Below are 1,227 nucleotides of genomic sequence, written 5' to 3' on the forward strand. Positions count from 1 at the left end.
GCCCTACTTACCGCGGATTGCGTCGAATACCTTGGGGTCGACCAGGGTTGAGGTGTCTCCGAGGTCGCGGCCTTCGGCGACGTCGCGTAGGAGGCGGCGCATGATCTTGCCGGATCGGGTTTTCGGCAGTTCCGGCACGATCGTGATCTGACGCGGCTTCGCGATCGGGCTGATGTCGGTGGAGACCTGAGCCTTGAGTTCTGCGATCAGAACGTCGCCGGTGTTCTCGACGCCTTCACGGAGGATGACGAACGCGACGATGCCCTGTCCGGTGGTCTCGTCCGCGGCACCGACGACGGCGGCTTCGGCGACGCCGTGATGGTTCACCAGTGCCGATTCCACTTCGGAGGTGGAGATGCGGTGGCCGGAGACGTTCATGACGTCGTCGACGCGGCCGAGGACCCAGAGGGCGCCGTCGTCGTCGTACTTGGCGCCGTCACCGGCGAAGTACCAGCCTTCTTCGGCGTAGCGGGACCAGTAGGTGTCGCGGTAACGCTCCATGTCGCCCCAGATGCCGCGGAGCATCGCCGGCCACGGCTCGTCGAGGACGAGGTAACCGTTGCCGCCGGGGCCGAGGGGCTTGGCGTCGTCGTCGACGATCTTCGCGGAAATGCCGGGTAGCGGCGCCATCGCGGATCCGGGCTTGGTGGCGGTGATACCGGGCAGCGGGGAGATCATGATCGCGCCGGTCTCGGTCTGCCACCAGGTGTCGACGATGGGGGCCTTGTTGCCGCCGATGACGTCGCGGAACCAGCGCCACGCTTCGGGGTTGATCGGTTCGCCGACGGATCCGAGGAGGCGGATGGAGGACAGGTCGTGGGCGTCGGGGATTTCGCGCCCCCATTTCATGAAGGTGCGCACGAGGGTGGGGGCGGTGTAGTAGATGGAGACGCCGTACTTTTCGATGATGTCGAAGTGGCGGTGCTCGTCGGGGGAGTTGGGGGTGCCTTCGTAGACGACCTGGGTGACACCGTTGGAGAGGGGTCCGTAGACGATGTAGGAGTGTCCGGTGACCCAGCCGATGTCGGCGGTGCACCAGTACACGTCCTTGCCTGGCTTGTGATCGAAGACGTTGTGGTGGGTGTACGAGGCTTGGGTGAGGTAGCCGCCGGAGGTGTGGATGATGCCCTTGGGCTTACCGGTGGTGCCGGAGGTGTAGAGGATGAACAGGGGATGTTCGGCGTCGAACGGCTGCGCTTCGTGCTCGGGTGAAGCCTGGGCGACGGT

1 protein-coding gene is annotated in these 1,227 nt (G+C 65.4%); it reads right to left on the minus strand.

Annotated elements, in window-relative coordinates; genetic code table 11:
* Nucleotides 1-3: 3 nt before the first annotated feature.
* The coding region (locus EEB13_RS31290; protein ID WP_141487031.1) for an acetate--CoA ligase at nucleotides 4-1,227 on the minus strand (1,224 nt) is incomplete at its 5' end.

Origin of the sequence: Rhodococcus sp. WS3, assembly GCF_003797085.1 — a bacterium.
In the GTDB taxonomy this organism is placed as follows: domain Bacteria; phylum Actinomycetota; class Actinomycetes; order Mycobacteriales; family Mycobacteriaceae; genus Rhodococcus_F; species Rhodococcus_F globerula.